Raw genomic sequence first — 24,050 nt, forward strand, 5'->3', positions numbered from 1 at the left:
CAGGTGCTCCGGGTCTGGGACGCCGGGACCGGCGCCCGGATGGCCCGGGTCCGCTTCCCGGACGGCGAGCGGGACCTCTGCCTCGCCTACGTCCCGGACCTGCAGGCCGGGGAGTACACGATCGCGCACGCCGGGTTCGCACTCAGCCACGTCGACCGGGCGACGGCCGAGGCGACGCTGCGGACCATGGTCGAGTACGGCGTCCTCGAGGAGCCGGGGGTGGCCCCGTGACCGCCGCACCGGAGACCGGCACCGACCGGGGCCTCGCACCCGCGCTCGCCGACGACCTCGCGTCCGCCGCGCTGGCACTGGCCCGCCGGTTCTCCGCCGGGGCGACCCTGTGGTGCGTGGCCCCCGGCCGGGAGCCGCACGCCCAGCACGTCGCGGTCGAGTTCGTGCACCCGGTGGTGGTCGGCGCCCGTGCGCTGCCCGCGGTGGCGCTGGCCGACCGGGACCTGGTCGGCGCCGCGCGGCTGTCGGTGCGCGCCGGCGACGTCGTGCTCGCCGTCGCCGACGCCACCGATCCCGAGGTCCGGGAGATCACCCGCCGCGCCCCGGCCTGGGGGGCGACCACGATCCTGATCGGGCACGGCACCCGCCCGCCGGCGGGCTCCGCCGATCACGTCCTGTGGCACGACGACCCGGACCCGGCGCTGCCGGCGACCGGCGGCTTCGTGCTGCTCTACCACCTGCTGTGGGAGCTCACGCACATCTGCTTCGAGCACCCCGGGCTGCTCGCCGCCGACGGCGACTGCACCGACGAGGTGTGCGTGACCTGCAGCGACGAGGGACGGGTGGTCGAGGTGACCGATCCCGGCACCGGACCGACCGCGCTGGTCCGCACCCCGGACGGCGAGCAGGAGGTGGCCGTCGACCTGGTCGGCCCGGTCCACCGCGACGACCTGCTGCTGGTGCACGCCGGGACGGCGCTGCGCGTGCTGCGCGCGGAGGCCCCCCGATGAGCTCCGGTTTCCTCTATCCGTTCCTGGACGCCCGGGAGCGCGACCCGGGCCCGCTGCTGGCCGATCTCGCCGCCTCCGCGGTCGCCAAGTCGATCGAGAGCGCCCGGCTGCGCCGCACCACCGCGGAGGCCTGCGCGGCCGACGTCGAGCGGGCCGCCGCCGAGACGGCCCGCCGGTTCGCCGCGGGCGGCCGGCTGTTCACCTTCGGCAACGGCGGCAGCTCGACCGACGCCGCCACCCTCGCCGCGCTGTTCGCCCGTCCGCCCGCCGGCGCCCGCCCGCTGCCGGCCTGGTCGCTGACCGCCGACCAGGCGATCCTCACCGCGCTGGGCAACGACGTCGGGTTCGACCTGGTGTTCGCCCGGCAGCTGATCGCCCGGGGCGCGGCCGGTGACGTCGCCGTCGCGATGTCCACCAGCGGCAGCTCGCGGGACCTCACGGCGGCGCTGGCCGAGGCACGGCGGCTGGGGATGTACACGATCGGTTTCGCCGGCCACGACGGCGGATCGTTCGCCACCGGCTCCGATCTCGACGTCTGTCTCGTGGTCCGGTCGCAGAGCGTGCACCGGATCCAGGAGGCACAGGCACTGCTCGGCCACCGGCTGTGGTCCGCCGTGCACCGGCTACGGGAGGGGGAACGATGAGCGGGACCGTGCAGCGGTACCGGGAGTCCGGTCCGGGCTTCGCCGAGGGGGAGGTGATCGACCGGATCGAGGCGTTCCGGCGGCGCAGGCCACGGCTGCGGGAGGAACGCATCACGCTCGCGCACGGCGCGGGCGGCAAGTCGTCGGAGGCGCTGGTCGACGCCGTGTTCCTGGAGGCGTTCCGGAACCCGGAGCTGGCCGAGCTCGGGGACGGCGCGGTGCTGTCCCCGCCGGGCGGGCAGCGGATCGCGGTGTCCACCGACTCCTTCGTGGTGTCGCCCCGGCGCTTCCCCGGCGGGTCGATCGGGCACCTCGCCGTGCACGGCACCGTCAACGATCTCGCGATGGCCGGCGCCGTCCCGTCCTGGCTGACCGCGGCGTTCGTGCTCGCCGAGGGACTGGAGGTCGCCGAGCTGAAGGAGATCGTCGCCGACATGGCCGCGGCCGCCGCCGACGCGGGCGTGACGATCGTCGCCGGTGACACGAAGGTCGTCCCGCAGGGCGCGGCCGACGGCCTCTACATCACGACGACCGGGATCGGGCTGGTGCCCGACGGGCGGGCGCTGTCCGCGGCCGCCGTCCGGCCCGGCGACCGGGTGCTGCTCTCCGGGTTCATGGGCGACCACGGGACGGCGGTCATGCTCGCCCGCGGCGACCTGGCCATCGAGGCCGACGTCCGGTCGGACACCGCGTCCGTCGCCGGTGCCGTCGCCGACCTGCTGGCCGCCGCACCCGGCACCCGCTGGCTGCGCGACCCGACCAGGGGCGGGGTCGGCACCGTCTGCAACGAGCTGGCCAGGGCCGCCGGGCTGGGCGTCGTCCTGGAGGAGGACAGCCTGCCGGTGCGGCCGGTGGTCGCCGGCGCCTGCGAGATGCTCGGCATCGACCCGCTCTACGTCGCCAACGAGGGCAAGTTCCTGGCCGTGCTCCCCCCGGACGAGGTGGACGCCGGGCTGGCGGCGCTGCACGCGCATCCGCTCGGCACCCGGGCCGTGGAGATCGGGAGCGTCACCACCGAGCCCGCGGGGACCGTCGTGCTCCGGACCGGCTTCGGCGGGACCCGGATCGTCGACACCCTGGTCGGCGACCCGCTGCCCCGGATCTGCTGAGAGGAGTTCCCATGTGCCTCGGCATCCCCGGACGGATCGTGGAGATCACCGACCGGGCCAACTGTCTCGCCAGGGTCGACGTGAGCGGCGTGCAGCGGACGATCAGCGTCCGGCTGCTCGAACGCGACCTCCCGGACGTCGACGACTGGGTCCTCGTGCACGTCGGCTTCGCCATGGCGCGGATCGACGAGAAGGAGGCCCTGCTGACCCTCGACGCCGTCCAGAAGATGGGCGAGAGCTACCAGGACGAGATCGACGCACTCGATTCGTCGTCGATCGTCTGACCCATTTCGCGACCACGGAGCAGCCATGCGATTCGTCGACGAGTTCCGCGACCCCGCCGCCGCCAGAGCCCTGCTCGGCGCGATCGGACGGCTCGCCGAGCCGCGCAGCGAGGGTGAGCACTTCGCGTTCATGGAGGTGTGCGGCGGGCACACCCACACCATCTACCGGCACGGCATCGAGCACCTGCTGCCCGGCAACGTCGAGCTGGTGCACGGCCCCGGGTGCCCGGTCTGCGTCATCCCGATGGGCCGGGTCGACGACGCCATCTGGCTGGCCGAGCAGCCCGGGGTGATCCTGACCTGCTTCGGCGACATGATGCGCGTCCCCGGCTCGAACGGCAGCCTGCTCGACGCCCGCGCCCGCGGCGCCGACGTGCGGTTCGTGTACTCGCCGCTGGACGCGCTGAAGGTCGCCGTCGACAACCCGGAACGCGAGGTCGTGTTCTACGCGATCGGGTTCGAGACGACCGCGCCGTCCACCGCGGTCACCCTGGTCCGGGCGCGCGAGCTCGGGGTGCGGAACTTCAAGGTGTTCTGCAACCACGTGACGATCGTGCCGCCGATCAAGGCCATCCTCGACTCGCCGGACCTGCGGCTGTCCGGCTTCCTCGGGCCGGGACACGTCTCGACCGTCGTCGGGACGACGCCGTACCACTTCGTCCCCGAGGTCTACCGCCGCCCGCTGGTGGTCGCCGGCTTCGAGCCGCTGGACATCCTGGCCTCGGTCGCGATGCTGCTCACCCAGATCCGGGAGGGCCGCTGCGAGGTCGAGAACCAGTACTCCCGGGTCGTCGACGAGCACGGCAACCCGGCGGCGCTGGAGCTGCTGGGCCGGGTGTTCACGCTGCGCCCGCACTTCGAGTGGCGCGGCCTCGGGTTCATCGCGCAGAGCGCGCTCGCGATCCGTCCGGAGTTCGCCGAGTTCGACGCCGAGCGGCACGCCGACCTGCCCGGGGTCCGGGTCGCCGATCCCAAGTCCTGCCAGTGCGGCGAGGTGCTCAAGGGCGTGCTCAAGCCGTGGGAGTGCAAGGTGTTCGGCACCGCCTGCACCCCGGAGACCCCGATCGGGACCTGCATGGTCTCCCCGGAGGGGGCGTGCGCGGCCTACTACAACTTCGGGCGGATGCACCGCGACGCCGCCCAGCTGGTCGGCCGGGGGTGACGGCGGCGGCCACCGACGCGGGCGCGGAGCTGTTCGCCCGCTACGCCTACGCCCCGAACCACCTCGGCTACTGCGGGCCGCCCGCCGGCGACGTGCTGCGCACCGGGACGGCGGCGCAGGTCAGGGCGGCGGCGCGCCGGTTCTCCGGCGCCTGGCCCTACCTGCAGGTGCTGTCCGCGATGAGCGGGATCGACGATCCGCTGGATCCGCGGGTCGTCGCGTCCTACTGGCTCGGCGGCGGGGTGGGGGAGCGGCTGGACCCGCGCGAGTTCGGCGCCCGGCTGCTGGCGGTGATCGGCCCGCAGGCCGGGCACTACTGGGCCCATCTCACCGACGACCTGCTCGACGAGGCCGCCGGGAACCACGCCTTCCACGTGTTCGGCGTCTACCCCTGGACCCGGCTGCTCGGCCGCGGCGCCGACCGGCAGCCGCTGCACGTCCTCGACAGCTGCCGGATCACCTGGGGGACGGTGCTCGCCCGCCACGGCGACGACGTCGACGTCCGGTACCGGCCGTTGCGCCTGGCCGGCGGCGCGCTGCGGCTCGCCGATCCGGTGGTCGCCCGGATCCCGGTCCTCGTGCAGGGCCACGACCCGGCCCCGGGGCTGACCGCCGACGACGCGGTCGCGCTGCACTGGGGCCGGATCTGCGGCCGGCTGGAACGGGGCCGGCTGCACGAGCTGCGGTCGAGCACGCTGCGCCAGCTCGACCGGACCAACCGGCGGCTGCTGCGCCGGACGCCCGACGGCCAGGGACGGAGCGCGCCGTGAGACCGCGGATCCTGCAGACCGACGACCGGGCCGGCTTCGGCTGGGCGAACCCCGACGGATCACCGACGACGCTGCGCGCACTGGTCGCCACCGACGACGAACCGGACCGCCTGGTCGCCACCCACCTCGCCGCGCTGGACGACGCCCTGATCGACGCCGCCCAGCGGTACGGCGAGCTGCTCGGCGGCGGCCGCCGCCCGGACCCCGCCGAACGGGAGTCGCTGTCCACCCTCTACCGGGTGTTCGACCGGCTGGTGCACGACGTCGTGCTGGCGGCCCGCGAGCTGGGCATCGAGCCGGACGTGCGCACCGGGCAGATCGTCGGCACCAGCACGCTGGTCTCGGTGCGGGCCCGCGAGCCGCTCGGGCTGCTCGGGCCGGCCCCGCTGGACGACGAGCTGGACCGGCCCGGCCCCGGGGTGGTCGGCGGGTTCGGCGAGATGTGCCGGGCCGACCCGGCGCGGCCGTGGGCGGGCGGCCGGTGGATCGTCCGGACCGAGGACGGCCGGAGGCTGCCGCTGACGCTGTCCACGCTGCTGTTCGACAGCTCGGGGGTGAACAAGGACGCCGCCCGCCGGGAACACCGCGAGGCGCTGCGCTCGGTGGTCGACGCGGCCGCCGATCCGGCCGCCGATCCGCTGACCGTCGCCTGCGCGGTGGACTGGTTGCTCTACGACTTCCTGATGGCGCACCGCGAGCACCCGGACAGCGCCGCCGTCGTGCTCGGTGCCGGCGGCGCCGCGGACGCGGCCCTGGTCGTCGACGCGGCGGTCACCTCGGTGACCGTCCGGGCGGGGGTCGATCCCGGGCTGCTCGCCCCCGCCCCGGCGTCCCGCTGAGCCGGCGGGTCCGGGGCGGGGACCGGATCAGGGCTCGTGCGGGGTGCGGCCGATCGCGCGCAGCGCCGCCGCGGCGATCGCCCGGACGGTGAGGCCGAGCTGTGCGGCGATCTCGGGGCCCGGTCCGCTGTGCCCGAAGGAGTCGATCCCGATCACCGCGTCGCCCGGCCCGGCGAGCGCCCGCCAGCCGGTCCGGACACCGGCCTCGATCCACACCACCGGCACCGCGGGCCGCGGGACGAGGCCGGTGTCCAGCGCCCGGTCGAACCGTTCCCGCCACGGCACCGACAGCACCCGGACGGCGGCGCCCCGGGCGCGCAGCAGCTCGGCGGCCTTGCAGGCCGGTCCGACCTCCGAGCCGCTGGCGGCGAGCACGACGTCCGGCCGGTCCGGATCGGTGCCGACCACCCGGTAGCCGTGCTGGCGGACCCGGTCCAGCTCGGCGGCGCCGAGCTCGGGGAGGTCCTGCCTGCTCAGGACGAGCGCGGTCGGCCGGTCGGTGGCGGTGGCGGCGATCTCCCAGGCGAGCGCGGTCTCCGCGGAGTCCGCCGGGCGCAGCACGGTCAGCCCGGGGACCAGCCGCAGCGACTCCAGCTGCTCCACCGGCTGGTGGGTCGGTCCGTCCTCGCCGACGTGCACCGAGTCGTGGGTGAACAGGTAGGTCACCGGGAGCCGCATCAGGGCCGACAACCGCAGCGCCGGACGGAGGTAGTCGGCGAACACCAGGAAGGTGCTGCCGAACGGCCGCAGCCCGCCGTGCAGGGCGATGCCGTTGAGGGCGGCGGCCATCCCGTGCTCGCGGACGCCGAACGGCACGGTGCGCGGGGCGAACGAGCCGGGTCCGACGTCGCCGCCGGGCAGCGTGGTCCCGGTCGACGAGGCCAGGTCGGCGGAGCCGCCGACCAGCCCCGGGCAGGCGTCGGCGACCGCACACAGGGCGGCCGCCGAGGCGCGCCGGGTCGCCACCGCTGCGGCGGCACCCGCCTCGTCCGCGGCGCGGGCGAGCCGGCGCAGACCGGCCGGGTCGTCGAGGGCGGGCGTCCGGTGCAGCGGGAACGCGGCGGCGGTCGCCGGATGCGCGGTCCGCCAGCGCTCGTGCAGATCCGTCCAGTCGCGCCGGGCCGCCGACCATCCCGCGCGCAGCCCGGTGACCGCCCGGCGCAGCTCGGCGGGGACGTGGAACGGGGCGTCCGGCAGGCCGGCGGCGGCCCGCATCGCCGCGACGGCGGCCGGGCCGACCGGGCTCCCGTGCGCCTTCGGCGTGCCCTCCACCCCGGGGGCGCCGAGCCCGATCGTGGTGCGGACCGACACCAGCGTCGGTCGCCCGGTCTCGGCCCGGGCCGCCGCGTAGGCGCGGTCGAGGGCCGCGGGGTCGCCGGCGTCGTCGACCCGCACCGTGTGCCAGCCGTAGGCGCGGAACCGCGCCTCGACGTCGTCGGTGCAGCTGTTGCGGGCGGGCCCGTCGATGGTGACGTCGTTGTCGTCGAACACCACGGTGAGCCGGTCGAGGGCGAGCCGCCCGGCCAGCGACGCCGCCTCGTGGCTGATCCCCTCCATCAGGCAGCCGTCGCCGGCCAGCACCCAGGTGCGGTGGCCGACCACCGGGTGCTCGTCGGTGTTGCAGCGCTCGGCCAGCATCCGCTCGGCGAGCGCCATCCCGACCGCGGTGCCGATGCCCTGGCCGAGCGGACCGGTGGTGGTCTCCACGCCGGGGGTGATCCCGTGCTCGGGATGGCCCGGGGTGCGCGAGCCGGTCGTGCGGAACCGGCGCAGGTCGTCCAGGCCGAGCTCGTACCCGGTCAGGTGCAGCAGCGCGTAGAGCAGCATCGAGCCGTGCCCGGCGGACAGGACGAAGCGGTCCCGGTCCGGCCAGTCCGGGTCGGCGGGATCGTGGCGCAGGTGCCTCGACCACAGCACCCACGCCGGGAGGGCCGCGCCGAGCGGCAGGCCGGGGTGTCCGCTGCCGGCCCGTTCGACGGCGTCGACCGACAGCAGCCGGATCGTGTGGGCGGCGAGCTCGTCGAGATCGACAGTGAGATCGACGGCGAGATCGACGGCGGGGCCCCGGTCCACCGGGTCCGGGGGCGTACCGGATGCGGGCAGGACCAGCGGAGTCCGGTTCTCGGTCATCACGCACCTTTCGTGGGCGGCGATCTCGACCGTAGGAATCCCGGACGGCGTTCTCCTCCCCCGCGCCGGGGGGCGTCGGGGGGAGCCGGATCGGCTCCCGGATCGGCCCCCGGATCAGCTCAGTCGCCGGTGGCGCGCACGCTGCCGTCGAGCCGGACGCCCGGGTCCGGCACGGCGAAGACGGTCTCCCGCGAACCGAGCGGCTCGTCCGGTACCCGGTCGAGGACGTCGAACTCCTCGATCGCGCCGGTGACCTGCAGGGCCCGCCGGGCGGCCTGGCTGCCGCCGCAGAGCACCCGCAGCCGCTTGCCCTCGGCGCCGATCACGTCCCGCGCCTCCAGCAGCGACGTCAGGCCCGCGGTGCCGAGGAAGTCCACACCGGACAGGTCCAGGATCAGGTCGGAGCTCTCCTCGGACCAGATGCCGAGCTCGATCCACAGATCGGCGGAGGTGTCGTCGTCGATCGCGCCGATCGCGTGCAGCACGGCCGCCCCGGACGGGTGCCGGGAGGTCTCGAACCGCAGTGCCGGCCCGGACCGCAGCTCAGGACGGTCACCCAGCTGCTCGGCGGGCTCGGGCGACGGCAGGGGCCGCTTCTCGTCCTCCATCGCAGGCGTTCCCTTCCGGAGCCGGTACGCCCGGCGCCGGGGCCAGCATCGCAGTGACCGCCGGTGACCGCATGCGCTGTGGATCGCCCCCGGGACCGTCGCCCGGTGCCGCGTAGCCTCGGCCCCGTGGCCACCACCCTGACCGCCGCCGAGATCGCCGGGATGATCGACCACGCGATCCTGCGGCCGGAGCTGACCCGGACCGACGTCGACGCCCAGCTGGAGACCGCCGCCCGCCATCGGATCTTCAGCGTGTGTGTCCGGCCGAGCGACGTCGCGCACGCGGTCGCCCGGCTGGACGGCACCGGCGTCGCGGTCGGGACCGTCATCGGCTTCCCGCACGGCACGACCAGCACCGCGGCCAAGGTCGCGGAGTCCGGGCAGGCGATCGCCGACGGCGCGGCCGAGCTGGACATGGTGATCAACGTGGGACGGCTGCGCAGCGGCCTGCTCGACGACGTCGAGGCCGATATCCGGGCCGTCGTCGACGCCGCGGGCGGGCGGATCGTGAAGGTCATCCTGGAGACGGCGCTGCTGTCCGACGACGAGATCGTCGCCGGCTGCGTGGCCGCCGAGCGCGCCGGTGCGGCGTTCGTGAAGACCTCCACCGGCTTCGCGGGCGGCGGCGCCACACCGGAGCACATCGCGCTGATGCGGCGCAGCGTCGGACCGTCGGTCCAGGTGAAGGCGTCCGGCGGGGTGCGCGACCTGGACACCGTGCTCGCGTTCCACGCCGCCGGGGTGACCCGGTTCGGCACCAGCGGGACGGCGACGATCCTGTCCGACGCCGCCGACCGGGACGCCGGCGGATCCGCCGGGGCCCGGGTGGACGACACCTCCTACTGACCGGTACCCGGCGCCGCCCGATCTGGGAGGCTGACCCGGCGACCGCCCCGTGAACCGGAGGAGACCGATGGCAGAGCAGCCCCGCCCGTCCCCGTGGTCGCCCGCCGGTGTCACCGGGACGCTGATCGGCGCCGCGCTCGGAACCGTCGGCGCCGTGGTCGAGATCGGTCGCAGGCTCCCCGGCTGGCTCGCCGAGGCGCCCCGCGCCGTGGAGGCGATGCCGCAGCTGGCCGCGGACGTGGCCGCGCTGCCCCGCCGGATCGGCGGCGTCGACGCGGCGCTGACCGGTCTCGCGCCGGTGCTCGACGACGTCCTCGGCCGGGTCGTCACGCTGTGGGACGACCCGGGCACCGTGGACCGGATCGACCGGCTGACCTCGGCCGTCGTGGAGCTGTCGGCCGCCGCCGGCCCGCTGACCGAGCTGGCCGGGGCGCGCCGGGACCTCGGCACCCTGGCCGGTGCGGTGGGGCCGCTGCGGGAGCTGGGTGGTGCCGTGGAGTCGCTGCGCGAGCTGTCGGCCGCGGTCGGGCCGTTGCGGGAGCTGTCCTCGGCGGTGGGGCCGCTTCATGAGCTGTCTTCGGCGGTCGGGCCGCTGACCGAGCTGTCGGCCGCGGTCGGGCCGCTGACCGAGCTGGCGGCCGTTCGGGAGGACCTGCACGAGCTGGCGGCGGTGCGGGAGGACCTGCACGAGCTGGCGGCGGTGCGCGGGGACCTGCACGAGCTGGCGCTGGTGCGCGGGGACCTGCACGAGCTCGCCGCGGCGGTCGGCCCGCTGCGGGAGCTGTCGGCCGCGGTGGAGCCGCTGCGTGCGCTGTCCGGTGCCGCGGCACCGCTGGCCGAGCTGGCCACGGCGGTGGAGTCGCTGCGCGAGCTGAGCGCCGCGGTGGGACCACTGCGCGAGCTCGCCGCGGTGCGCGACGACCTGCACCTGCTCGCCGGCGCCGCCGAGCCGCTGCGCGCCCTCGCCCCGGCCGTCGAGGACCTGGCGGCGCTGGCCGGAGCGGTGACCGCGCTGCACCGGCTCGCCGACGCCGTCGGCCCGCTCGAGGAGCTCGCCCGCACCCGGGAGGACCTGGGCGAGCTGGCCGGTGCCGTCGGCCCGCTGCGTGACCTGGCGAGCGCGGGGGAGCACCTGGAGTCGCTGACCGGGGCGGTCCCCGCGGTGCAGGCCCTGGCCGCCGCCCGCGACGATCTCGCCCGGCTCGCCGAGGCCGTCGGCCCGCTGCAGGCCCTGTCCGAGACCAGCGAGGATCTCGCGGCGCTCGCCGGTGCGGTCGAACCGCTGCGCGAGCTCGCGCGGACCCGCGAGGATCTCGCGGCGTTGTCGGGCGCGGTCGAACCGCTGCGCGAGCTCGCGCGGACCCGCGAGGATCTCGCGGCGTTGTCGGGTGCGGTGGAGCCGCTGCGGGAGTTGGCGCGGACCCGGGAGGATCTCGCGGCGCTGGCCGGCGCGGTCGAACCGCTGCGCGAGCTCGCACTGACCCGCGAGGACCTGGCGGCGTTGTCGGGTGCGGTGGAGCCGTTGCGGGAGCTGGCGCTGACCCGCGAGGACCTGGCGGCGCTCGCCGGTGCGGTGGAGCCGTTGCGGGAGTTGGCGCGGACCCGGGAGGACCTCGCGGCGCTGTCCGGCGCGGTCGAACCGCTCCGCGCGCTCGCGACCGTCCGCGCCGATCTGGCCGCGCTCGCCGCCTCGATCGACGAGAACGGCGCGGTGTACCGGCTCGCGTCCGTCGTCGCCGATCCGGCCGGCGGGGACGGCGACCGCACACCCCGGCTCGCCGCGCTCGACGCGAACCTCGCCCAGGCCGCCGACCAGCTCACCACCGTCGCCCCGGACCTGCGCTCGGTCGCCGCCCGGATCGACGCGCTCGACCGGCAGATCGGCGTGCTCGCCGACGCGCTGGCCCCGCTGCAGGGGACCACCGAGCGGATCGGGCGGATCGTCGACCGGCTGCCGGACCGGACCCGCCGGCTCGTCACGCGTCCGGCCCCGGAGAGCTGACCGAAGATCACCGTCCCGGTGCCCGGGACCGCGATCCGCGTGGCCGGACGCACCACGACGGCGATCATGACCGGTACACAACGAACGGGCCGGCCCGCAGATCGCGGACCGGCCCGTTCGCCGGAGAAGCCCGGCTGTGCTTCCGGGGTACCCGTGTTCTCAGCCCAGGCCGGCGGTCTGGTCGAGAACGGTCTTCTGGGCCTGCTCGACCGAGGCGGCGTTGCCCTGCTCGGTGGAGGACTCGATCGAGTTGTCCTGGACGACGGACTGGCCGGAGCCGCCGCGCACGTCCTCGTTGGCGAAGTTGCTCAGCCCGGCGATGCCCTCGGCGTTCGCGGCCGGGTTCACCTGGGTGACCGGGGCGGCGGAGCCGTTGCCCTGCGAGACGTCGGCGCCCTGGGCGCCGGTCGCGGAACCGGCGGTGTCCTGGGTGATCGTGGTGTCGTCGGCGAACGCGACGCCGGAGACGCCGAGGGCCAGCGGGAGCGCCAGCGCGGACGCCGCGGCGATACGGATGGACTTGCGCATGGGGAAGCGATTCCTCTCGGGGAAGGACCCGCACCGTCCTGCTCGGGGGAGCCGGCGCGGGATGGAACGTGATGGAGCGTGTCGGCGTAGCGGGATCAGCCGGCGAGGCTGGTCAGCTGCTCCACGATGGTCTTCTGGGCCTGCTCGGTCTCGGCGGCGTTGCCCTGGTCGGTCGACGAGTCGATCGAGTTGTCCTGCACGATGGACTGGCCGGAGCCCTCGCCCTCGTAGACGTCCTCGTTGGCGAAGTCGCTGAGCCCCAGCACGTCGCTCACGTTGATCGCCGGGTTCGCCTGGGTGACCGGGGCGAACGAGGCGTTGCCCTGGTCGGTGCCGGCACCCTGCTCGGCGCCCGCCGTCGCGTCCGAGCCCTGGTTCTGCTCGAAGGTGTCGTCGGCGAAGGCCATCCCGGCGGCGCCGAGGGTCATCGGCACGGCCAGCGCGGCGGCGGCCAGAGTGCGCACGGACTTACGCATCAAGCGCGTTCCCTTCCTGAGTTCCTGCTGTCGTGCGCGCCCGCCAATGCGGCTGGCGCGCTGTCGAGAAAGGTAGTGGTAATCGAACCGAAATGCGCGGCGAGATGGGGTGACATGTGCGGCACGCGAACCGGTGAACCGATACGCAGAGTGCTGCGAAGTCGATCCCGAACGAGTGAAGATATCGCATTATCGCCAGTTCACGATGGTCGCGCTTAGTCATCGCCGCTGTTCGGCGGGGTGTCTGGAAAACAGCACACGATGGAGTGACATCCGCGAGCCGGAGTGCGTCGAAGTTACGTCGTGTTACACCGAGAAATAGCTGGTTACGGCCGTTCGGCGAAAAGATCCGACGATATTCGACACGCCGGGCAGGCGTTCGTGTCAGCGTTCGCGGAGCCGGTCGAGGCCGGTCCAGACGAGGCCGAGCAGTAGCTCGGTGAGCGCGTCCGGGTCCTCCGTGCCGCCGGCCGCGGACCAGTCGGCGAGCCCCTCGGCGGCGCCGACCAGTCCGGCGGCCAGCGGAGCCGCGAGGGCGCGGGCGGCGGCCGGGTCCGGGCCGGGCAGTTCGGCCGCCAGGAGATCGGCCACCCGGCCGACGATCCGCGCCCGCGCGTCGTGCACCTCGTCGGCGAGGGTCCCGGTGCGGGCCTGCCGGTAGAGCACCGACCAGCCGTCGCGGTGGGTGGTGAGGGTCGCGAAGAACGCGCGCAGGCCGCGGCGCAGCCGGTCCTCGGTCGTCCGGTCCGCCCCCGCGGCCAGCGACACCGACGTCAGCAGCCGATCGGCCTCGCGCCGGATGCAGCGGCGCAGCAGCTCCTCCTTGGATCCGCCGCCGTGCGTGTAGACCATCGGCTTCGACAGGCCGGCCTGCTCGGCGACGTCGTCCATCGAGGCGTCGTGGAAGCCGACCCGGGAGAACACCCGCACAGCGGCGTCGAGCACCTGGCGCTCGCGCTGCTCCGGCGGGAGCCGGCGCCGGCCGGTCGCGCTCGTCGGGGGGACCACGCTCGACAGCTTAGCTACTGCTGCGTAAAGTACCGCCCACATGAACCGGGTACTTCGAGTACCGGGCACTTCCGACCACGACGAGGTGGAGTGACCGATGGCCGACACGGTCGACATCAACGAGCTGGGTCGCAGCATCGACCCGAAGAGCCTGTCCGACGAGCAGCTGCTCGCCACGCTGGGCACCGCCCTGCGCGACGGCGACCCGGCCGACGTCGATCCGTCGCTGTTCGCCCGCCTGGTCAAGGGGGCGTCGAAGCAGCAGCTGGCCACGGTCATGGCCTCCGACGTGCGCGGCCCGGTGCTGGCGGCGATCTTCGGCCGGATGAGCGAGTTCTACTCGTCAAAGGGCGCCGGCGGGAACCGCCAGGTCGTGCACTGGCACATCAAGGACGGCGACGTCGTGGACAGCTTCGAGACCGTCCTGCACGGCGGCACCTGCACCGTCACCGAGGGCACCAGCGAGGAGCCGCGGACGGCGCTGACCATGCCGGGTACCGAGTTCCTGAAGATCGTCACGAACAACGCCAACCCGGTCACCCTGTTCATGACCCGCAAGCTCAAGGTCGCCGGCGACGTCGGTTTCGCCACCGCCCTGCAGAAGATGTTCCAGATCCCGTCGGCGTGACACCGGACCAGGGAGCAGTGACATGACCTCATTCGAACTCTCCACCGAACACCGCGAGCTGCAGGAGTGGGTGCACGGGTTCGCCGCCGAGGTGGTCCGCCCGGCCGCCGCCGAGTGGGACGAGCGCGAGGAGACCCCGTGGCCGATCCTGGCCGAGGCCGCGAAGATCGAGCTCTACAACTTCGAGACGCTCGCGTCGTTCTGGGGTGACGAGACCGGACTGTCGATGCCGCTGGTCAACGAGGAGCTCTTCTGGGGCGACGGCGGCATCGGCATGGCGATCTTCGGCACCACCCTCGCGGTGGCCGGGATCTTCGCCTCCGGCACCCCGGAGCAGATGGTCGAGTTCATCCCGCAGTGCTACGGCGACGCGTCCGACCCGAAGGTCGGCGCGTTCTGCTCGTCCGAGCCGGAGGCCGGCTCCGACGTCGCGGCGATGCGCACCCGCGCGGTGTACGACGAGGCGCGCGACGAGTGGACGCTGACTGGCCAGAAGGCGTGGGCCACCAACGGCGGGATCGCGAACATCCACGTGGTGCAGGCCGTCGTCGATCCCGAGCTGGGGAGCAAGGGCCAGGCGGCCTTCGTCGTCCCGCCGGGGACGCCCGGGCTGGAGTCCACCCGGAAGATCAAGAAGATGGGGCTGCGGGCGTCGCACACCGCGGACGTCTTCCTCGACGACGTGCGCCTGCCCGGATCCTGCCTGCTCGGCGGCAAGGAGAAGCTCGACGAGCGGCTCGCCCGTGCCCGGTCCGGTGCGAGTTCGAAGGGCTCCGCGGCGATGCAGACCTTCGAGCTGTCCCGCCCGACGGTCGGCGCGCAGGCGATCGGGATCGCCCGTGCCGCCTACGAGTACGCCCTGGACTATGCGAAGGACCGGGTCGCCTTCGGCAGGCCGATCATCGCCAACCAGTCGATCTCGTTCACCCTCGCCGACATGAAGACCGAGATCGACGCCGCCCGGCTGCTCGTGCACCGGGCCGCCTGGATGGGCCGCAACGGGGTGCCGTTCACCGCGGGCGAGGGATCGATGTCCAAGCTGAAGGCCGGCCGGGTCGCGGTCTGGTCGACCGAGCGGGCGATCCAGATCCTCGGTGGTGCCGGGTACTCGCGCGAGCACCCGGTGGAGCGGATGCACCGGGACGCCAAGATCTACGACATCTTCGAGGGCACCGAGCAGATCCAGCAGCTGGTCATCGCCCGGGCGATCTCCGGGATGCACCTGTCCTGAGGTCAGGGCGGTGCCGGGGGGGCGCCGCGGGTGGCCGTCACCAGCCGGTAGCCCAGGTCGATCGACGCGAGGCCGCGCAGCTGCCCGTGCCGCGCGTCCCACCGGCCGCCGGCCAGGTCGTCGGACAGCCGTCGCATCGCGTCGCGCACCGCTGTGGCGGGCAGCCGGGCGAACGCCGAGATCGCCGCCCGCCGGTCCGGGGCCAGATAGCACTCCGGCCGGTTCCAGTAGGCGCCGAGGAAGCCGTCGGTGCAGTCGGCGGGCACCGGAACGGTCTCGACCGTCACCGACCCGCCGGGGGTGCTGAGCCCGGCGACGACCCGGTCGACGGTGGCGAGGCCGGCCTCGGCGGCCGCGATCCCGGGGAGGTGGTCCGCGATCAGCCAGAACCGGGCCATGACGTCCGGGTCCCAGGTCAGGACGACCTGCCGGGGTGCGATCCGGCGCAGCTCGGCGAGCCCGGCGCCGGCGTCCGGCCAGTGGTGCACGGTGAGGACGGCGAGTGCCGCGTCGGCGGCGTCGTCCGCGACCGGCAGCGCCTCCGCGCTCGCCCGGACGGCCGGTGCGGCGCCCGCGGGACGCTGCGCGAGCATGCTCGGCGACGGATCGACCGCGAGCACCCGCCGCCCGGGCGGCTCGTACGAGCCGGCCCCGGCGCCGACGTTCACCACGGTCCGGGCGGTGCCCAGGGCTGCCTCGATGCGCTCCGCGATCCGCGGGTCGGGCCGCCGCCGCTGCGCGTAACCGGTGCTGAGCCCGGCGTAGACGTCGCGCACCGGCCCGGGGACCCCCACCCGGGCAGGATAGTCACCCGGCGCACCGGCGCGAACCCCGTTGCCGGGTGGCCGGGTCCGCGGTGGGCTGGTCAAGATGGTGCACGAGCCGGGCCCACGAGGTGCCCGGCCGTGCCGCGAGGAGGACGAGTGCCGAGCCTGACGTTCCGCGGGCGCACCTGGAACCGTGACCGAGCGATGGTGATGGCGATCGTGAACCGGACGCCGGACTCGTTCTACGACCACGGGATCACCTTCGCCGAGCAGGCGGCCCGGGACCGGATCGCCGCGGTGGTCCGGGAGGGCGCCGACGTGATCGACATCGGCGGGGTCCCGGCCAGCCCCGGGACCGAGGTCACCGAGCAGGAGGAGATCGACCGGGTTGTCCCCACCGTGGAGTGGGCCCGTCAGGCGTTCCCGGACGTGGTGATCAGCGTCGACACCTTCCGGGCCGGGCCGGCCGAGGCCGTCTGCGCGGCCGGGGCCGATCTCGTCAACGACAACTGGGCCGCCGCCGATCCGGCGATCCTGGACGTCGCCGCCCGCTACGGCGCCGGGTACGTCAGCGCGCACACCGACCACGTCACGCCGCGCACCGAGCCGCACCGGCCGCGCTACCCGGACGTCCTGGCGTCGGTGATCGGGCAGACGGTGGCGCTCGCCGAGAAGGCGGTCGCCGCCGGGGTCCCGGCCGCCGGGATCCTGATCGACCCGGCGATCGACTTCTCCAAGAACACCCTGCACAGCCTGCAGGTGCTGCGTGGCATCGACGAGATGGTCGCGACCGGGTGGCCGGTGCTCCTGGCGATGTCGAACAAGACCGTGGTCGGGGAGTCGCTGGACGTCCCGCTGGAGGAGCGGCTCACCGGCACCCTCGCCGCGACCGCGCTCGCCGCGGACCGGGGCGTCGCGATGGTCCGCGCCCACCAGGCCCGGGCCACCCGGGAGACCTGCGAGATGGTCGCGACGGTGCGCGGCGAGCGGAACCCGGCCCGTGCGGTGAGACTCCTCGCGTGAGCGCGATCCACCAGATCTTCCCGGCCGCCGACGCCGGCCCGCTGAGCACCGAGGCACTCGAGCGGCTCTACGCCTATCCCGACGACGGCCGGCTGCGGGTGTGCGTCAACTTCGTCTCCAGCGCGGACGGTGCGCTGGAGGTGGAGGGCCGCTCGGCCGGCCTGTCGACCCCGCCGGACCGGGTGGTGCTCGGCCTGGGCACCGATCTCGCCGACGTCGTGCTGGTCGCGGCCGGGACCGCGGTCGCCGAGGGTTTCACCGGGGTCCGGCCGGGGGAGCGGATGGCGCAGCGGCGGCGCCGGTTCGGGCTGTCCGAGGTGCCGTCGACGGCGGTCGTCACCGGATCGGGGCGCTCGCTGCCGCCGTCCGCGCCGGTGCTCACCGACGTGCTGGTCCCGACGATCGTGCTCACCTGCGCGGCGGTGCCCGAGGACGTGCGGGCGGGCTGGAGCGACGCGGGCGCGGAGGTCGTCCTCACCGGCGACGGGACGGTGGACCTGGCCGCGGCGCTCGCCGAGCTCGACCGGCGCGGACTGCGCCGGATCAACTGCATGGGTGGTCCCGGCCTGTTCGGCAGCCTCGCCGAGGCCGGCCTGGTCGACGAGCTGCGCCTGACCCTGGCGCCGTTCCTGGTGTCCGGCGCGGCGGGCCGGATCGCCCGCGGTGCCGGCATGGACCCGGCGCGGTTGAGCCTGGTCAGCGTCGTCACGGGGGACGACACGCTGCTCATTCGGTACGAGGTCGCGGAGCCCCCGGCCCGCTAGCACGCCGCCGATCGGGTCACCGGCCGGGGATCGCCGGTCACGGACGGCGACGGGTGCTGCAAGATGGATTCGTGGCCCGGCCCTCGAACACGTTGGCGGACGGCGTGGTCGTCCTCAGCCCGCTCGGCTGGGACGACGTGGAGCCGTACCTCGCCGGGGAGGACGCCGAGCTGGTCCGCTGGCTGAACGGCGGCCGGGGGACCAGGGCGACGGTCCGGGCGCACGTCCGGCGGGCGATCGAGCGGTGGGCCGACGACGGGCCCAAGCTCAGCTTCGGCATCCGGGTGGACGGCGGCTCGGTGCTCGCCGGGACGATCGACGCCGAGCTCGACCGGGACGCCGGCCGGGCCGGGCTGGCGTACGGGATCTACCCGGCCTTCCGCCGCCGGGGGCTGGCGACGCGCGCGGTGCGGCTGGCGTCCCGGTATCTCGCCGAACGCGGTGACGTGCACGGGATCTCGATCGACGTCGATCCGGCCAACGTCCCGTCGATCGGGGTGGCGCGCCGGGCGGGTTTCCGGTTCGTCCGGCACGTGGTCGACGACGAGGGCGACTTCGACCGGTACGAGCTGGTGGTCCGTGCCCCGGTGGTGCCCGCCCCGCCGCCGTTGCCCCGGCACGGACGGCGCTGACCCGGACGGCGCCGGCCCGGACGGCGCTGGCCCGGACGGCGCTGGCCCGGACGGCGCTGGCCCGGACGGCGCTGACCCGGACGGCGCTGACCCGGACGCGCCGGCCCGGGCGGTGCCGACCGGATTGCGCCGACCTGGATTGCGCCGACCTGGGCTGCGCCGACCTGGGCTGGGCCGACCTGGGCTGGGCCGACCTGGGCTGCGCCGACCTGGGCTGCGCCGTCCAGGTCAGCGCCGGCCCGGGCTGGGCCGATTCTGGCTGGGCCGGGTGGGAACGGCCGCGGCCGCCCGCGCCGCCGTCCCGAGGGGGTGGGACGGTCGGTGCGGACGGCCACGGGTGCCGGTCGGGGAGCCCGGCGACCGACGGTCGGGGGACGCCGACGGTCAGATGGTGATGCCGGGGGCCTCGATGTACATGACGCCCGGGATGTCGAGCGTCGGGAGGGCCTCGGTGTTCGGCAGCGGCAGCGCGTCGGCCGAGGGCAGCGCGTCCAGCGGCAGGCCGTCGAGCGGGGCGTCCAGCGGGAGCGCGTCCAGCGGCAGGCCGTCGGTCGGCAGGGCGTCCAGCGGCAGGGCGTCCAGCGGGGCGTCCAGCGGCAGGGCGTCGAGCGGGGCGTCCAGGGGGAGCGCGTCGGTCGGCAGGCCGTCGGTCGGCAGGCCGTCCAGCGGCAGGGCGTCCAGCGAGGGGGCGGGCAGCGTCGACGCGGTCGGCAGTTCGGGCAGCGCGTCGGCACCCGGGATCGCCGGGAGCGCGTCGGTGCCCGGCAGCGCGTCCAGCGACGGCAGCGCGTCGGCCGACGGCAGGGCGTCGGTGGACACCGCGTCCAGCGACAGCGCGTCGGCGGAGGGCAGGGCGTCTGCGGAGGGCAGGGCGTCGGCCGAGGGCAGGGCGTCGGCGCCCGGGATCGCCGGGAGCGCGTCGGTGCCGGGCAGCTCGGGGAGTGCGTCGGCGGACGGGGCCTCCGGCAGGCCGTCGGTGGACGGCAGCTCCAGCAGACTCGTGATCGAGTCGGTGGAGGGCAGCTCCGGCAGCCCGGACGCCTGCAGCTCCGGACCCTGCAGCTGGCCGAACGTCACGTGGGCCGATCCGCTGGAGACGGTGCCGTCCCCGTCGGGCGTCGGCAGGGCGTCGGTCAGCGACGAGGCGTCGGGGACACCGGGCAGGTCGGGGAGCTCGGCGGCCGAGGCCTGACCGGCGACGCCGGCACCCAGGACCGCGATGCCCGCACCGGCCATGGAGAGCCGGAGCGCGTTGCGGGCGAGCGAGTTCATTCGCACGTCCTTCCGTACAGAGTGTTGGGGAGCGAAGGGCTGACCCTCCGATGGCGCAACGAGAGCCCCGGGACCCGGTTGCGTAACGGAGCGATCTTGATCCGATGAATCACCCGAAGGAGTGACAACCTGAGAGTGCTCTCGCACGTACGGGCCAGTCCGGCGGTGACGGTGCGTGCCCTCTCCGCTCGGCGTGCGGGTGGCCGGAGCGGAGGAGCAGGATGGCTCCGTGCACCCGTCCCCGACCCGCCGTCCGGTTTCCGGTTACGCATCGGCCTCCGTGCTGGCCGGCGTCCTCGGCGGGGCCGGGGGCGCGGCCGCCGCCGTCAGCTGGCACTACTCGACGCTGCTGCTGCACCCCTCGGTGCACCCGGGCCGGCCCGAGCGGGTGCTCGCGACCGGCCCCGGCGTCGTCGAGCTGGCCGCGAACCGGCTGACCTGCCAGCCCGGGGTGTGGGGCCTGCGCGGGCCGGCCGGGCTGAGCGTCGTCGGGCCGGTGTTGGACCGGGGCCGCAGGCGGGTGACCCGCGAGCTGCGGGACGGCCCGGTGCCGCAGACCGGGCCCGCCGTCCTCGACGCCGGCCCGTTCGATCCCGATCCGGGTGCCCGCGACCTCCCGTTCGACGACGTCGTCGTGCGGACCCCGGTCGGCCCCGCCCCGGCCTGGGACGTCCCCGCCCCGGCCTGGTCCGACGGCCGGACCTGGGCGATCTGCGTGCACGGCCGCGGCGGGGCCCGGCGGGAGGCGCTGCGCGCGCTGCCCGCGCTGCACGCCGCCGGGCTGCGCGCGCTGGTGATCAGCTACCGGGGCGACGGCACCGCGCCACCCTCCCCGGACGGCCGGTCCCATCTGGGCGACACCGAGTGGCACGACGTCGCCGCGGCCGCCGCGCACGCGCTCGCCGCGGGCGCCACCCGGCTGGTGCTGGTCGGCTGGTCGATGGGCGCGGCCGTCGGCGGGGCCTTCCTGGACCGCTCCGGGCATGCCGCCGCGGTGGCCGCCGTCGTGTGGGACGCGCCGCTGCTCGACTGGCGCCGCACCCTGCGCCGGCAGGCCCGCAACCGGGCCCTCCCGCCGTCCCTGGCCGGGGTGGCGGCCCGGTTCACCGAACGCCGGATCGGGATCGACCTGGACCGCTTCGACCTGCTCCGCCACCCGCCCGCGGTCCGGCCGCCGACGCTGCTGCTGCACAGCGACGGCGACACCGCCGTCCCGGTGGACCTCAGCCGCGACCTGGCGGCCGGCGCGCCGGCACTCGACTGGCCGGTGACCTACCGCGAGTTCGGCGGCACCGAGCACACCGGCAGCTGGAACGCCGATCCGGACGGCTACCGGGCGGCGGTCACCGGCTTCCTGCGCGAGGCCCTCTGACCGGGCTCAGCTCGCGCCGCCGCCCTGCCCGATCGGCTTCCCGTGGATCTGCGAGTCGGCGGGCGGGACGGTCGGGACCGGGGTGCCCGGGTCGACCGGGCGCTCCCGGCGCAGCAGCGTCACCCAGGCGTACGCGGCCAGCCCGCTCAGCAGCACGACGGCCAGGATCCACGGCGCCCGACGGGTGCGGGCCGGCGCCGGGTCGATCGCGGCGGCGAGCGCCCGGCGGGCGTCCTCCACCCCGTGCGACACGTTGTGCGACAGGCCCTGAGCCAGGCCCTGGGACAGCTCGGAGACCCGCGCCGAGGCCGTCGAGACGGCCGCCCCGCCGGCGATCCGGCCGGCGTCCGCGAGGGTGTGCACGGCCTCGGCCGCGTCCTTCCGGGCCCTGGCCCGCTTGCGGTCGGCTCTCATTATCGGACCTGCTTCCCACGGATGCGGCTGCGGACTGGCACGATGGTAGCCGTGACGGAACCAGGAAACGCCAAGACGACGGCCGTCCTGCACACCAACGAGGGCGACATCCGCGTCGAGCTGTTCGGCGACCACGCCCCCAAGACGGTGGCGAACTTCGTGGGGCTCGCAGAGGGGTCCAAGGACTACACGGGGCCGAACGCCAGTGGCGGCGACTCCGGGCCGTTCTACGACGGTTCGATCTTCCACCGGGTGATCAGCGGCTTCATGATCCAGGGCGGCGACCCGACCGGTACCGGTCGCGGCGGCCCGGGCTACCAGTTCGGCGACGAGTTCCACCCGGAGCTCAAGTTCGACCGGCCCTACCTGCTCGCGATGGCGAACGCCGGCCCCGGGACGAACGGGTCGCAGTTCTTCATCACCGTGGGCCCGACCCCGCACCTCAACCGGCGCCACACCATCTTCGGTGAGGTCGCCGACGCCGAGTCGCGGGCCGTCGTGGACGGGATCGCCCAGACGACCACCGGGCAGGCCGACCGCCCGCTCAACGACGTGGTCATCGAGAAGGTCGAGATCGAGCGGAGCTGAGTCCGCCCTGACCGAGCGACCTGAGTCCCCCGGTCCCGGTACGCCCCGGGGGCCGCACGAGCCCCCGGGTCCGGCCGGCACCGGCGGACAGCCGTACTACCCGGCCCCGCCGGGCTACCCGCAGCCGCAGTGGGGCCCGGGCGGTCACGGGCAGGGACCGTCCTGGCCGGGCGCGCCCGGGCCGACCCCGCCGCCGGGCGCCCCGCCGCCCGCGCGGGGCGGTCCGCCGGTGTGCGCCCGGCACCCGGACCGGCCGACCGGGCTGCGCTGCACCCGGTGCGACCGGCCGGCCTGCCCGGAGTGCCTGCGGCCCGCATCGGTCGGCCAGCACTGCGTCGACTGCCTGGCGCAGTCCTCCCGGGCGGTGCCGCGGGCCCGCAACGTCGCCGGTGCCAGCCGCACCGGCCGGCCGGTGCTGGTGCCCGGCCTGATCGTCGCCAACGTCGCGATCTTCGCGCTGACCGTGGCGATGGCCGGCAGCCTCAACGCCAACTACGACTCCTGGCTGTTCCGGGCCGGGGCGCTGGTCCCGGCCGCGGTCGGGCAGGGCGAGATCTGGCGGATCCTCACCTCCGGCTTCCTGCACATCGGCCCGCTGCACCTGGCGTTCAACATGTTCGCCCTGTGGATCATCGGCCGGGAGGTCGAGGCGGTGCTCGGCCGGGCCCGCTTCCTCGCCGTCTACGGCGTCTCGCTGCTCGGCGGCTCCGCCGCGGTGATGCTGCTCAGCAACCCGATGGGCTTCACCGCGGGCGCGTCGGGTGCGGTGTTCGGGCTGATGGGCGCCCTGGTCGTGCTGCTGCGCCGGCTCCGGATGCCGGCCGGTCAGGTACTGACCCTGATCGCGGTCAACGTCGGGATCAGCCTGGTCATCCCGGCCGTCTCCTGGCAGGGGCACTTCGGCGGGCTGGTGTTCGGTGCCGCCGTCACCGCCGCGCTGCTCTACCTCGGTGCCGGCTCGCCGAACCGGCGCCGGGTGCAGGCCGCCGCGGTCACCGGGCTGACCCTGGTCACTGTCGCCCTGATCGCCCTCGGCGCCGTCCTGACCTGACCCGGCGCGGTCCCGCGCCCGGTCACGGCCGCAGCTCGGCCAGCGCGTCGGCCACCTCCTGCGGGTCCTCGCCCAGCTCGGGACGGCCCAGCACGACCAGCCGCTCGTGCCCGTCGGCGTCGCGCAGCTCCAGCTCCAGCACCGTGGACCCGCGGCCGAGCCGGCGGGTCCGCAGCACGCGCACCTCGTCCACCCGGCCCCACGGCACGTGCCGGGTCCAGGTCAGCCGGCGCACGGTGATCCCCTCCGGCCCGGCCTCCAGCCGCGGCCGGGCCCGGGTGCCGGACGCGGCGGCGAGCGCGAACCCGAGCGCCGCGACGCCGGCGATCAACCATCCGGCCGGATCGGCCCCGGTGCCGACGAGCGCGGTCAGCCAGCCGGCAGCGGCCGCGGCGAGCAGCCACAGCAGCGCGACGACCCCCGCCGGCGTCGACCAGGACCGCCGCCCGAGATGATCACCCAGAGTGCTCAACGTGAGTTGTCCACAGCCGCCATCCACAGTGAGGATAACTCACGTCGATGTGTTTCTGCAGGTCAGCGCCACCGCATGGTCATCAGGAGGCCGATCACGATGAGTGAGAACCCGATGATGAAGTTGCCGTTCCCCAGCGCGGCCATGAACGGGATCGACGGCGCGGCCAGATAGTTGACCACCAGCCAGCCCAGGCCGAGGATCCACATCGCGACCATCACGGCGAGATACGCCGGGTGCGTCGGCCCGGCCACCTTCTGCGGGGTGCGGCTGACCGGGGGCGGGGTGTACGCGGCCTTCTTGCGGACCTTCGACTTCGGCATTGTCGGACCTCGTGCAGTTCGTCGGTCGGGCAACAGTGTCCGGCCGGTGCGCCGGCCGGGGGCGGGACCTGCGACGGGGCGGCGCACCGGGGAGCGGCCGACCCGGACAGATCCACCACCACGGTAGCGCGGATACCGGCCGGAC

General features: G+C 75.0%; 28 protein-coding genes. 18 read left to right on the forward strand and 10 right to left on the reverse strand.

The window, feature by feature from the left end; all coding sequences use genetic code 11:
• The first annotated feature begins 3 nt into the window (after positions 1–3).
• The 8 genes from ABD160_RS18210 to ABD160_RS18245 are packed head-to-tail and all read left to right on the forward strand — an operon-like array spanning position 4 to position 5,770.
• Positions 4–231, forward strand: coding sequence for a HypC/HybG/HupF family hydrogenase formation chaperone (locus tag ABD160_RS18210; protein WP_344023990.1), 228 nt, complete (start codon positions 4–6; stop codon positions 229–231).
• Positions 228–962 (forward strand): HypC/HybG/HupF family hydrogenase formation chaperone, encoded by a 735-nt coding sequence (locus tag ABD160_RS18215; RefSeq protein WP_344023992.1) that lies wholly within the window; start codon positions 228–230, stop codon positions 960–962. The genes ABD160_RS18210 and ABD160_RS18215 overlap by 4 nt, the downstream gene beginning before the upstream one ends.
• Positions 959–1,606 carry a D-sedoheptulose-7-phosphate isomerase gene (locus ABD160_RS18220; RefSeq protein WP_344023994.1) on the forward strand — a complete coding sequence of 216 codons (648 nt, stop codon included), beginning with the start codon at positions 959–961 and terminating at the stop codon, positions 1,604–1,606. The genes ABD160_RS18215 and ABD160_RS18220 overlap by 4 nt, the downstream gene beginning before the upstream one ends.
• A complete protein-coding gene (hypE, locus tag ABD160_RS18225; RefSeq protein WP_344023996.1) occupies positions 1,603–2,715 on the forward strand; it encodes a hydrogenase expression/formation protein HypE in 1,113 nt (370 codons plus the stop codon). Before ABD160_RS18220 ends, hypE begins: the two co-directional genes overlap by 4 nt.
• Positions 2,716–2,726: 11 nt before the next feature.
• On the forward strand, positions 2,727–2,999 hold the full coding sequence (locus ABD160_RS18230) for a HypC/HybG/HupF family hydrogenase formation chaperone (RefSeq protein ID WP_344023998.1): 273 nt from the start codon (positions 2,727–2,729) through the stop codon (positions 2,997–2,999).
• A gap of 25 nt (positions 3,000–3,024) precedes the next feature.
• Positions 3,025–4,161, forward strand: coding sequence for a hydrogenase formation protein HypD (hypD, locus tag ABD160_RS18235; RefSeq protein WP_344024000.1), 1,137 nt, complete (start codon positions 3,025–3,027; stop codon positions 4,159–4,161).
• Positions 4,158–4,931: a DUF6390 family protein gene (locus tag ABD160_RS18240; protein ID WP_344024002.1), complete on the forward strand. Its 774-nt coding sequence runs from the start codon at positions 4,158–4,160 to the stop codon at positions 4,929–4,931. The genes hypD and ABD160_RS18240 overlap by 4 nt, the downstream gene beginning before the upstream one ends.
• Positions 4,928–5,770 (forward strand): hypothetical protein, encoded by an 843-nt coding sequence (locus ABD160_RS18245; RefSeq protein WP_344024004.1) that lies wholly within the window; start codon positions 4,928–4,930, stop codon positions 5,768–5,770. Before ABD160_RS18240 ends, ABD160_RS18245 begins: the two co-directional genes overlap by 4 nt.
• A 27-nt stretch (positions 5,771–5,797) precedes the next feature.
• Here the strand turns inward: ABD160_RS18245 and tkt are convergent, their stop codons facing one another.
• Together tkt and ABD160_RS18255 are read right to left on the reverse strand one after the other, a co-directional pair.
• Complete coding sequence (tkt, locus tag ABD160_RS18250) at positions 5,798–7,900, reverse strand: transketolase (RefSeq protein WP_344024006.1); 2,103 nt, start codon at positions 7,898–7,900, stop codon at positions 5,798–5,800.
• A gap of 119 nt (positions 7,901–8,019) precedes the next feature.
• Entirely contained in the window at positions 8,020–8,508 is a 489-nt protein-coding gene (locus tag ABD160_RS18255) for an STAS domain-containing protein (RefSeq protein ID WP_344024008.1), read from the reverse strand.
• Positions 8,509–8,634: 126 nt separating this feature from the next.
• Here ABD160_RS18255 and deoC point away from each other — a divergent pair, with 126 nt between their 5' ends.
• Together deoC and ABD160_RS18265 are read left to right on the forward strand one after the other, a co-directional pair.
• The gene (deoC, locus tag ABD160_RS18260) at positions 8,635–9,354 is read left to right on the forward strand and encodes a deoxyribose-phosphate aldolase (protein ID WP_344024010.1); all 720 of its coding nucleotides are present in this window, start codon (positions 8,635–8,637) and stop codon (positions 9,352–9,354) included.
• 67 nt (positions 9,355–9,421) lie between these two features.
• Positions 9,422–11,356, forward strand: a complete 1,935-nt coding sequence (locus tag ABD160_RS18265; protein ID WP_344024012.1) for a hypothetical protein — start codon at positions 9,422–9,424, stop codon at positions 11,354–11,356.
• 159 nt (positions 11,357–11,515) lie between these two features.
• On the opposite strand, the gene ABD160_RS18270 is transcribed toward ABD160_RS18265, so the two are convergent.
• The 3 genes from ABD160_RS18270 to ABD160_RS18280 all read right to left on the reverse strand — a co-directional run bounded on the left by ABD160_RS18270 (position 11,516) and on the right by ABD160_RS18280 (position 13,368).
• A complete protein-coding gene (locus ABD160_RS18270) occupies positions 11,516–11,884 on the reverse strand; it encodes a hypothetical protein (RefSeq protein WP_344024015.1) in 369 nt (122 codons plus the stop codon).
• Positions 11,885–11,979: 95 nt separating this feature from the next.
• Positions 11,980–12,360 carry a hypothetical protein gene (locus tag ABD160_RS18275; protein ID WP_344024017.1) on the reverse strand — a complete coding sequence of 127 codons (381 nt, stop codon included), beginning with the start codon at positions 12,358–12,360 and terminating at the stop codon, positions 11,980–11,982.
• 384 nt (positions 12,361–12,744) lie between these two features.
• The gene (locus ABD160_RS18280; protein ID WP_344024019.1) at positions 12,745–13,368 is read right to left on the reverse strand and encodes a TetR/AcrR family transcriptional regulator; all 624 of its coding nucleotides are present in this window, start codon (positions 13,366–13,368) and stop codon (positions 12,745–12,747) included.
• Positions 13,369–13,465: 97 nt separating this feature from the next.
• On the opposite strand from ABD160_RS18280, the gene ABD160_RS18285 reads away from it, so the two are divergent.
• Together ABD160_RS18285 and ABD160_RS18290 are read left to right on the forward strand one after the other, a co-directional pair.
• Positions 13,466–13,996 (forward strand): SCP2 sterol-binding domain-containing protein, encoded by a 531-nt coding sequence (locus ABD160_RS18285; RefSeq protein WP_344024021.1) that lies wholly within the window; start codon positions 13,466–13,468, stop codon positions 13,994–13,996.
• A gap of 22 nt (positions 13,997–14,018) precedes the next feature.
• On the forward strand, positions 14,019–15,227 hold the full coding sequence (locus ABD160_RS18290) for an acyl-CoA dehydrogenase family protein (RefSeq protein WP_344024023.1): 1,209 nt from the start codon (positions 14,019–14,021) through the stop codon (positions 15,225–15,227).
• A gap of 2 nt (positions 15,228–15,229) precedes the next feature.
• Here ABD160_RS18290 and ABD160_RS18295 read toward each other — a convergent pair whose 3' ends face one another.
• Positions 15,230–16,021 carry a methyltransferase domain-containing protein gene (locus ABD160_RS18295; protein WP_344024025.1) on the reverse strand — a complete coding sequence of 264 codons (792 nt, stop codon included), beginning with the start codon at positions 16,019–16,021 and terminating at the stop codon, positions 15,230–15,232.
• A gap of 129 nt (positions 16,022–16,150) precedes the next feature.
• Between ABD160_RS18295 and folP the strand changes: the two genes are divergently transcribed.
• The 3 genes from folP to ABD160_RS18310 all read left to right on the forward strand — a co-directional run bounded on the left by folP (position 16,151) and on the right by ABD160_RS18310 (position 18,413).
• Positions 16,151–17,017 (forward strand): dihydropteroate synthase, encoded by an 867-nt coding sequence (gene folP / locus ABD160_RS18300; RefSeq protein WP_344024027.1) that lies wholly within the window; start codon positions 16,151–16,153, stop codon positions 17,015–17,017.
• Positions 17,014–17,781, forward strand: coding sequence for a dihydrofolate reductase family protein (locus ABD160_RS18305; protein WP_344024029.1), 768 nt, complete (start codon positions 17,014–17,016; stop codon positions 17,779–17,781). The genes folP and ABD160_RS18305 overlap by 4 nt, the downstream gene beginning before the upstream one ends.
• Before the next feature lie 71 nt (positions 17,782–17,852).
• Entirely contained in the window at positions 17,853–18,413 is a 561-nt protein-coding gene (locus ABD160_RS18310) for a GNAT family N-acetyltransferase (RefSeq protein ID WP_344024031.1), read from the forward strand.
• Between the two features lie 384 nt (positions 18,414–18,797).
• Here the strand turns inward: ABD160_RS18310 and ABD160_RS18315 are convergent, their stop codons facing one another.
• Positions 18,798–19,685 (reverse strand): hypothetical protein, encoded by an 888-nt coding sequence (locus ABD160_RS18315; RefSeq protein ID WP_344024033.1) that lies wholly within the window; start codon positions 19,683–19,685, stop codon positions 18,798–18,800.
• 280 nt (positions 19,686–19,965) lie between these two features.
• Here ABD160_RS18315 and ABD160_RS18320 point away from each other — a divergent pair, with 280 nt between their 5' ends.
• Entirely contained in the window at positions 19,966–21,057 is a 1,092-nt protein-coding gene (locus ABD160_RS18320) for an alpha/beta hydrolase family protein (protein WP_344024035.1), read from the forward strand.
• Positions 21,058–21,063: 6 nt separating this feature from the next.
• Here ABD160_RS18320 and ABD160_RS18325 read toward each other — a convergent pair whose 3' ends face one another.
• Positions 21,064–21,471 (reverse strand): hypothetical protein, encoded by a 408-nt coding sequence (locus ABD160_RS18325; protein ID WP_344024037.1) that lies wholly within the window; start codon positions 21,469–21,471, stop codon positions 21,064–21,066.
• Positions 21,472–21,513: 42 nt separating this feature from the next.
• On the opposite strand from ABD160_RS18325, the gene ABD160_RS18330 reads away from it, so the two are divergent.
• Complete coding sequence (locus tag ABD160_RS18330) at positions 21,514–22,059, forward strand: peptidylprolyl isomerase (protein WP_344024039.1); 546 nt, start codon at positions 21,514–21,516, stop codon at positions 22,057–22,059.
• Positions 22,060–22,288: 229 nt separating this feature from the next.
• Positions 22,289–23,110: a rhomboid family intramembrane serine protease gene (locus ABD160_RS18335; RefSeq protein ID WP_344024041.1), complete on the forward strand. Its 822-nt coding sequence runs from the start codon at positions 22,289–22,291 to the stop codon at positions 23,108–23,110.
• A gap of 22 nt (positions 23,111–23,132) precedes the next feature.
• On the opposite strand, the gene ABD160_RS18340 is transcribed toward ABD160_RS18335, so the two are convergent.
• Together ABD160_RS18340 and crgA are read right to left on the reverse strand one after the other, a co-directional pair.
• Positions 23,133–23,582 carry a PH domain-containing protein gene (locus ABD160_RS18340; RefSeq protein ID WP_344024043.1) on the reverse strand — a complete coding sequence of 150 codons (450 nt, stop codon included), beginning with the start codon at positions 23,580–23,582 and terminating at the stop codon, positions 23,133–23,135.
• 62 nt (positions 23,583–23,644) lie between these two features.
• Positions 23,645–23,905: a cell division protein CrgA gene (gene crgA / locus ABD160_RS18345; RefSeq protein WP_344024045.1), complete on the reverse strand. Its 261-nt coding sequence runs from the start codon at positions 23,903–23,905 to the stop codon at positions 23,645–23,647.
• Positions 23,906–24,050: the final 145 nt, after the last annotated feature.

This window comes from Pseudonocardia kongjuensis (assembly GCF_039526905.1).
GTDB lineage: Bacteria > Actinomycetota > Actinomycetes > Mycobacteriales > Pseudonocardiaceae > Pseudonocardia > Pseudonocardia kongjuensis.

What these genes read in the sequence shown, in the direction of transcription:
- ABD160_RS18220 (WP_344023994.1), top strand. Translation starts at nt 959, where the DNA reads ATGAGCTCCGGTTTCCTCTATCCGTTCCTGGACGCCCGGGAGCGCGAC.
- hypE (WP_344023996.1), top strand. Translation starts at nt 1,603, where the DNA reads ATGAGCGGGACCGTGCAGCGGTACCGGGAGTCCGGTCCGGGCTTCGCC.
- ABD160_RS18230 (WP_344023998.1), top strand. Translation starts at nt 2,727, where the DNA reads ATGTGCCTCGGCATCCCCGGACGGATCGTGGAGATCACCGACCGGGCC.
- hypD (WP_344024000.1), top strand. Translation starts at nt 3,025, where the DNA reads ATGCGATTCGTCGACGAGTTCCGCGACCCCGCCGCCGCCAGAGCCCTG.
- tkt (WP_344024006.1), bottom strand. Translation starts at nt 7,900, where the DNA reads ATGACCGAGAACCGGACTCCGCTGGTCCTGCCCGCATCCGGTACGCCC.
- ABD160_RS18255 (WP_344024008.1), bottom strand. Translation starts at nt 8,508, where the DNA reads ATGGAGGACGAGAAGCGGCCCCTGCCGTCGCCCGAGCCCGCCGAGCAG.
- ABD160_RS18265 (WP_344024012.1), top strand. Translation starts at nt 9,422, where the DNA reads ATGGCAGAGCAGCCCCGCCCGTCCCCGTGGTCGCCCGCCGGTGTCACC.
- ABD160_RS18270 (WP_344024015.1), bottom strand. Translation starts at nt 11,884, where the DNA reads ATGCGCAAGTCCATCCGTATCGCCGCGGCGTCCGCGCTGGCGCTCCCG.
- ABD160_RS18275 (WP_344024017.1), bottom strand. Translation starts at nt 12,360, where the DNA reads ATGCGTAAGTCCGTGCGCACTCTGGCCGCCGCCGCGCTGGCCGTGCCG.
- ABD160_RS18285 (WP_344024021.1), top strand. Translation starts at nt 13,466, where the DNA reads ATGGCCGACACGGTCGACATCAACGAGCTGGGTCGCAGCATCGACCCG.
- ABD160_RS18290 (WP_344024023.1), top strand. Translation starts at nt 14,019, where the DNA reads ATGACCTCATTCGAACTCTCCACCGAACACCGCGAGCTGCAGGAGTGG.
- ABD160_RS18315 (WP_344024033.1), bottom strand. Translation starts at nt 19,685, where the DNA reads ATGAACTCGCTCGCCCGCAACGCGCTCCGGCTCTCCATGGCCGGTGCG.
- ABD160_RS18325 (WP_344024037.1), bottom strand. Translation starts at nt 21,471, where the DNA reads ATGAGAGCCGACCGCAAGCGGGCCAGGGCCCGGAAGGACGCGGCCGAG.
- ABD160_RS18330 (WP_344024039.1), top strand. Translation starts at nt 21,514, where the DNA reads ATGGTAGCCGTGACGGAACCAGGAAACGCCAAGACGACGGCCGTCCTG.
- crgA (WP_344024045.1), bottom strand. Translation starts at nt 23,905, where the DNA reads ATGCCGAAGTCGAAGGTCCGCAAGAAGGCCGCGTACACCCCGCCCCCG.